Origin of the sequence: Winogradskyella sp., assembly GCF_045105575.1 — a bacterium.
Taxonomy (GTDB): Bacteria; Bacteroidota; Bacteroidia; order Flavobacteriales; family Flavobacteriaceae; genus Winogradskyella.
This window is the reverse complement of record NZ_JBGCDQ010000003.1, coordinates 81,224-87,223: the sequence shown is the minus strand read 5'-3', so window position 1 is coordinate 87,223 and position 6,000 is coordinate 81,224. Positions and strand designations below refer to the sequence as shown.

Annotated in this window: 7 protein-coding genes, 1 tRNA gene and 1 pseudogene; 4 read left to right on the top strand and 5 right to left on the bottom strand. The window is 34.9% G+C overall.

Features of this window, described 5'->3' with window-relative positions; genetic code table 11:
• The 3 genes and pseudogenes from AB8B52_RS00910 to AB8B52_RS00900 form a co-directional block, all read left to right on the top strand.
• A pseudogene (locus tag AB8B52_RS00910) lies at positions 1 to 242 on the top strand (microtubule-binding protein); the annotation flags it as partial.
• 249 nt (positions 243 to 491) lie between these two features.
• A complete protein-coding gene (gene prmA / locus AB8B52_RS00905) occupies positions 492 to 1,328 on the top strand; it encodes a 50S ribosomal protein L11 methyltransferase (RefSeq protein ID WP_406024306.1) in 837 nt (278 codons plus the stop codon).
• 107 nt (positions 1,329 to 1,435) lie between these two features.
• A complete protein-coding gene (locus AB8B52_RS00900; RefSeq protein ID WP_406024304.1) occupies positions 1,436 to 1,708 on the top strand; it encodes an ATP-dependent Clp protease adaptor ClpS in 273 nt (90 codons plus the stop codon).
• 144 nt (positions 1,709 to 1,852) lie between these two features.
• Here AB8B52_RS00900 and AB8B52_RS00895 read toward each other — a convergent pair whose 3' ends face one another.
• The 5 genes from AB8B52_RS00895 to AB8B52_RS00875 all read right to left on the bottom strand — a co-directional run bounded on the left by AB8B52_RS00895 (position 1,853) and on the right by AB8B52_RS00875 (position 5,804).
• A complete protein-coding gene (locus tag AB8B52_RS00895) occupies positions 1,853 to 3,259 on the bottom strand; it encodes a rhodanese-like domain-containing protein (RefSeq protein WP_406024302.1) in 1,407 nt (468 codons plus the stop codon).
• A 72-nt stretch (positions 3,260 to 3,331) separates the two neighbouring features.
• The gene (locus tag AB8B52_RS00890; protein WP_406024300.1) at positions 3,332 to 4,132 is read right to left on the bottom strand and encodes a sulfite exporter TauE/SafE family protein; all 801 of its coding nucleotides are present in this window, start codon (positions 4,130 to 4,132) and stop codon (positions 3,332 to 3,334) included.
• Positions 4,133 to 4,549 (bottom strand): DUF6691 family protein, encoded by a 417-nt coding sequence (locus AB8B52_RS00885; protein WP_406024298.1) that lies wholly within the window; start codon positions 4,547 to 4,549, stop codon positions 4,133 to 4,135. It abuts the gene before it with no gap.
• 2 nt (positions 4,550 to 4,551) lie between these two features.
• Complete coding sequence (locus AB8B52_RS00880; protein WP_406024296.1) at positions 4,552 to 5,109, bottom strand: YeeE/YedE family protein; 558 nt, start codon at positions 5,107 to 5,109, stop codon at positions 4,552 to 4,554.
• Positions 5,110 to 5,168: 59 nt separating this feature from the next.
• The gene (locus tag AB8B52_RS00875; RefSeq protein WP_406024294.1) at positions 5,169 to 5,804 is read right to left on the bottom strand and encodes a Crp/Fnr family transcriptional regulator; all 636 of its coding nucleotides are present in this window, start codon (positions 5,802 to 5,804) and stop codon (positions 5,169 to 5,171) included.
• An 83-nt stretch (positions 5,805 to 5,887) separates the two neighbouring features.
• Between AB8B52_RS00875 and AB8B52_RS00870 the strand changes: the two genes are divergently transcribed.
• Positions 5,888 to 5,961, top strand: a tRNA-Arg gene (locus AB8B52_RS00870).
• Positions 5,962 to 6,000 lie beyond the last annotated feature (39 nt).

Here is a 6,000-nt window from a genome sequence, read left to right as displayed (position 1 = left end):
ATAACATCCCAGTTCACGAAAAAGTAATGCAAGGTGTTTATGGTAGCTATGCAGAGGCTTTACAAGAGATTAGGGCTAAAGATATAGACATCCAAAAGAATTTTGCAGAGCGTTATGGTATAGACATGAAAGAAATGTTTGAGGATTATTACAATGCCGAGAATACAACACCTTCTGGAGATGGAGATAATGCTCCAACACCAAAAAAAGAAGACTCTAGCAACGACGATTTATTAGGATAAATTGGCACTTCGAGTGATTTCGGTTTATATCGAAATTGTATCTATAAGTTGGGCGTTGCCTACTTTTGCTATTAAAGGCAAAAGTAGGTCAGGCTTTCACTACTCGCTCTCTGCGAGGAGCTCAAACAGACCGTTCAATCGCTAACGCGGACAGACCTCAAAGGTTTTGGAGACTCTGCAAAGTCGAAGTCAAAACTTTTGAGGTCTTAGCTTCAATCGTAAATCAAAAATCGTATATCGTAAATCAATATGTCTAACACTATTTATATAGGTTACAATTTTAAAGTCAATCCATTACAACCAGCAACCGAAATTTTAATTGCTGAGCTCGGTTATGCAGGTTTTGAAAGTTTTGTAGAAACAGAAGAAGGAGTGACGGCTTACATTCAAAAAGACGAATGGAACGCTCAGATTTTAGACGACATTCATATCTTAAGTTCTGATGAGTTTGAAATCAAGTTCGACTTCAATGCCATAGAACAAACCAATTGGAACGAAGAATGGGAAAAGAACTTTAATCCTATCATTGTTGACGATTTGGTTTCGGTACGTGCGCCATTTCATGAAAAGCCAGACACAAAATACGATTTAATCATAGAACCCAAAATGAGTTTTGGCACAGGGCATCATGAAACAACGCATATGATGATTCAACATATTCTAAAAAATGATTTTAAAGGAAAATCTGTTTTAGATATGGGTTGTGGTACTGGTGTTTTGGCCATTTTAGCGGAAAAAGTTGGTGCTTCTAAATTAGATGCCATAGACATTGATAATTGGTGTTACCTCAATAGTTTAGAAAATGTAGAACGGAATCAATGTGAACATATTTCGGTATTTGAAGGCGATGTAAAACGATTAGAAGGAAAAAAGTACGACACTATTATTGCTAATATTAATAGAAACATATTACTCGCAGATATTGCTGTTTATGCACAATGTTTAAACAAAAACGGCAGTCTTTTTCTAAGTGGTTTTTATGAAGCTGATATTCCAATTATTGAAGCAGAATGCGCTAAGCACATGTTAAAATTGACCGAAACTATACAAAAAGGGCTGTGGGTTTCGCTAAAATTCATAATTTAGTAGTGTTAAATTTTAGGAAATTGTTACACTGAGTCTTTCGACTATGCTCAAAATAACCCAAAGTCGAAGTGTCTTAGTAACGTAGAACTCTCAAATCGGTTAACGCCATGACAAAAGAAAAATATTCAGAAGAACTTCTAGTTGAAGAACAAGAATTAAAGCAAAATGAAATCGTTTTATTTAATGACGAAGTCAATACATTCGATCATGTTATTGATACACTCATTTACGCATGCGATCACATGCCAGAACAAGCGGAACAATGTGCCTTACTTGTGCATTACAAAGGCAAGTGTACGGTAAAGACTGGCTCTTATGACGATCTAGAACCACGATGTTCCAAACTCTTAGAAGCAGGCCTTAGTGCTGAAATAGTTTAATAAAAAATCCCACGCTTTGTGGGACTTTTGGTTTTTGAAATATTTTTTAATACTTTCAATTTCCTATTGTTTTAGCAACTGTAGAAGGTTTACAGTTTTTATAATATAGTATTAACCTTTAAACTTTCTCAGCTTTGGTAAAAATTATAAAGTCGATGGACAAACAAAATCCGTCGTCTTTAAATCGGTATTTTTTATAGCACCAAAGCCACCAGCAACATCAATCAACTTATCAAAACCTCTTGCTTTTAATATGGAAGCTGCAATTACAGAACGGTAACCACCAGCGCAATGCACATAGTAGGTTTTATCTTTACTGACCTCATTCATCTTTTCATTAATAAAATCTAAAGATAAATGCTGTGCGGTTTCAAGATGCGACGATTGGTATTCGCCATCCTTCCGAACATCCAATATATTAATGTCATCTGCTTTTGCGCGTTGTGCAAATTCTTCAGCCGAAATTGAATCTAAAGTCTCAATATCCTTTCCTGCATTTTGCCAGGCTTCTATACCACCTTCTAGATAACCTAAGGTGTTATCATAACCCACACGAGATAATCTGGTAACTGCTTCTTTAGATTTTCCTTCTGGTACCACTAAAACAATTGGTTGTTTAATATCTTTTATTAAAGCACCCACCCAAGGAGCAAATCCACCGTTTAATCCAATAAATACGGAATTTGGAATATGACCTTTAATATAATCAGATTGTGGTCTTACATCTAAAACCAAAGCTGCTTCATGATTTGCCATTGCTTCAAATTCTTTTGGATTCAGTGCAACATCACCAGTCTTTAAAACCGTATCAAACGCGTCGTAACCCATTTTGTTCATCATGGCATTTTTTGCAAAATACTGTGGAGGTGGAGCTATACCATCAAGCACTTCTTTTACAAATTCAGCTTTAGTCATATCAGCACGTAGAGCGTAATTGGTTTTTTTCTGTTCCCCTAAAATACCAACAGTTTCTTTACTTAAGTTTTTTCCGCAAGCAGAACCTGCACCATGCGCAGGATACACAATAACGTCATCGGCTAATGGCATAATTTTATTTCTGAGCGAATCGAATAACATTTCTGCTAAGTCTTCTTTCGTTAAATCAGATTTAATGGCTAAATCTGGTCTGCCAACATCGCCTAAAAATAAAGTGTCGCCAGAGAAAATAGCATGATCTTTTCCGTATTCATCTCTTAATAAATAGGTTGCAGATTCTAAAGTATGTCCTGGAGTATGTAAAACCTTAATGGTTACGTTTCCAATTTTTAATTCTTCACCATCTTTTGCCGAATGTATGTCATATTCCGTTGTCGCTCCTGGACCGAAAACAATAGTTGCTCCAGTTTTTTTGGCTAAATCGACATGACCAGAAACAAAATCGGCATGAAAATGAGTTTCTAGAATATATTTTATTTTCGAGTTATTAGCTTTTGCCTTGTCAATATATTGCTGAATTTCTCTAAGAGGGTCAATGATAGCCACTTCACCTTCAGATTCAATATAATAAGCACCTTGTGCTAAACATCCTGTATATAATTGTTCAATTTTCATGTGTCATAATTTAATAAAGTACAAATTTACAAAACTTCGATTTTCGGAATGTGACTTTTGTCACAAAGTGTCTTAAAAAAGTTCTTTGTAAACAATATAGATGGCCATAATTAATGTAAAATATCCGAAGCCTTTTTTTAGTTTTTTACCACTTATAAATTTTGAGATATACATACCTAACAGAATGCCTAAAACGGAAATTGCCGTAAAGCTTAACAGAAAAGGCCAATCAATTGCTGTATTTGAAACATCTCCTAGAAAACCGATTAGAGAATTTACCGCAATGATAAAAAGTGAGGTGCCAACAGCTGTTTTCATGGGTAATTTTGCAAGTAATACTAGAGCTGGAATAATGAGAAAGCCACCACCTGCACCAACAAGACCAGATAATAAGCCAATAATTGCAGCTTGTAATGCTATTAATGGGTAATTATAGGTGATATCTTCAATAGCGATAGGACTTGTATTTTTTCGACCTTTAATCATTGAGTAACTGGCGAGTAACATAATGATAGCAAAGAATACCATGATGAATATACTATTGGTAACCGCAAAGCCATTTACTGTAAAGACAACTTCTGGAATTGTTGGTACAATAAAGCGTCTGGTTAAATAAACCACAATAAAAGCGGGAATGGCAAAAACAATGGCTGTTTTTAAGTCGACACAGCCTTTTTTGTAATTTTTAAATGCTCCAAAAATGGATGTTGTACCAACAACAAAGAGCGAATATCCTGTAGCGATTATAGGATTAAGACCTATAAGATAGACCATTATAGGAACGGTTAAAATAGAACCTCCACCACCAATTAAGCCTAAAACTAAGCCAACTAATAGAGCGCCACAAAAGCCTAAAATTTCAGTTAATTCCATTTAATGCGGAAGTTTGTTTTTTAATAAGCCGTAAGTATAAGTGCCTAAAATCGCAGCTGCAATAACAATGATTATAGAAAAAGCTCCTGTGCCTAAAAGCATATACATTGGTCCAGGACACGCTCCGCATAAAGCCCAACCTAATCCAAAAACGGTACCTCCAATAATGTATCTTGTAAAGCCTTGTTCTTTTAATGGTACTTTTAAAAGGCTACCTTCTGTCGTTTTAATCTTACCCATTTTAGAGAGTAATAACAAAATAATACCTGTGCCAACGGCAGAACCAATTATACCATACATATGAAAGGATTGAAATTTAAACATTTCGAAAATACGGTACCAAGACACAGCCTCTGACTTTACAAGTACAATTCCGAAAATAATACCAACGATAAAGAATTTTATATATTTTCCCATAATTAAAAGAGTATTGGATAAATAAGATGAATCATTATTAAACCTCCGATAAAGAAACCGACTACCGCTATTAATGATGGCAATTGTAAACTACTTAATCCGGTAATGGCATGTCCGGAGGTACAACCACCAGCATAGCGTGTTCCGAACCCAACAAGAAATCCACCAATAATAAGTATTAAAATACCTTTAAGACTAAAAACGCTATCCCAACTAAATAATTCTGGTGGTAATAAGCTTTGTCCAACATTGCTAAAACCAAGGGCATTTAAATCTTTAACAGTGGCTTCACTGAGGTTTATGTTGATGGGATTTGATAATATATAATGTGCAATAAAAGCTCCGATGATGGTTCCGAGTACAACGACCAGATTCCAACGTTGACTTTTCCAATCAAAATTAAAAAATGCGACACGTTTTCCTGCACCACCAATAGCACAAAGTGTTCTAAGGTTAGAGGACATGCCAAAAGTTCTACCAAAATAGAGTAGTAGAAACATAATGATGGCAATAGCTGGACCAGAAATATACCAAGGCCAAGGTTGTAAAATGTATTCCATAGATATTATTTTGACGTAAAAATAGCTTTCTAATTATTAAGGTTATGTGACAAAGGTTACTAAAAGTCTAAAATTGAAATTTTGTTCCTGCCGAGTTCAATTCGGTTTTCACGTTCAAGCTGTTTTAAAAGTCTTGAGATAACGACTCTAGACGTGTGTAGATCTTCTGCTATTTCTTGATGTGTAATTTCCAATAGCGTCGAAGCTGAAAGTTTTACCTTATCTGTTAGGTATTTAAACAAGCGCTCATCCATTTTCATAAAGGCAAGGGTATCGATGGTTTCTAGCATTTCATCAAAACGAATTTGATAACTTTGAAGGATAAAGTTCCTCCAACTTTCGTTAGAGTGAAACCATAATTTCATATGTACAATAGGAATCATTATTACAGTGACATCTTCATCTGCTACAGCTCTAATTTTACTTACCGCTTTTGCCATGCAGCAGGTTAATGACATGGCACAAGTATCTCCAGACTCTAATACATAAAGTAAGAGTTCGTCACCATTTTCATCTTCTCGTAATACTTTAATATTTCCTTCAATAAGTAAAGGAACAAAATTTAAATCTTGACCAATATCTATAATAATATCACTTTTTTTAAATGTCTTTAGAAAGGCGACATTAGTGATGTTGTCTATTATTTCAGAATCGAATAAGTAATTAAAAGGTAGAAGTACTGCTTTTGAAATCATGCTTCAAAAATAAGAATTAGAATTTTGAAAAAATAGTTTGGTTGGTTTTTAATAAATATGTTATATTTGCACCCACTAAAAAAGGCCTCGTGGCGCAACTGAATAGCGCACTTGATTACGGCTCAAGAGGTTACTGGTTTGAATCCAGTCGAGGTCACGAATAAATAGTTTCAAAAGAAAAAACGCCAAGTTTACT

Bases quoted from the DNA above. Each gene is read 5' to 3' on its own strand.
- prmA (WP_406024306.1), top strand. From the start codon at position 492: ATGTCTAACACTATTTATATAGGTTACAATTTTAAAGTCAATCCATTA.
- AB8B52_RS00900 (WP_406024304.1), top strand. From the start codon at position 1,436: ATGACAAAAGAAAAATATTCAGAAGAACTTCTAGTTGAAGAACAAGAA.
- AB8B52_RS00895 (WP_406024302.1), bottom strand. From the start codon at position 3,259: ATGAAAATTGAACAATTATATACAGGATGTTTAGCACAAGGTGCTTAT.
- AB8B52_RS00890 (WP_406024300.1), bottom strand. From the start codon at position 4,132: ATGGAATTAACTGAAATTTTAGGCTTTTGTGGCGCTCTATTAGTTGGC.
- AB8B52_RS00885 (WP_406024298.1), bottom strand. From the start codon at position 4,549: ATGGGAAAATATATAAAATTCTTTATCGTTGGTATTATTTTCGGAATT.
- AB8B52_RS00880 (WP_406024296.1), bottom strand. From the start codon at position 5,109: ATGGAATACATTTTACAACCTTGGCCTTGGTATATTTCTGGTCCAGCT.
- AB8B52_RS00875 (WP_406024294.1), bottom strand. From the start codon at position 5,804: ATGATTTCAAAAGCAGTACTTCTACCTTTTAATTACTTATTCGATTCT.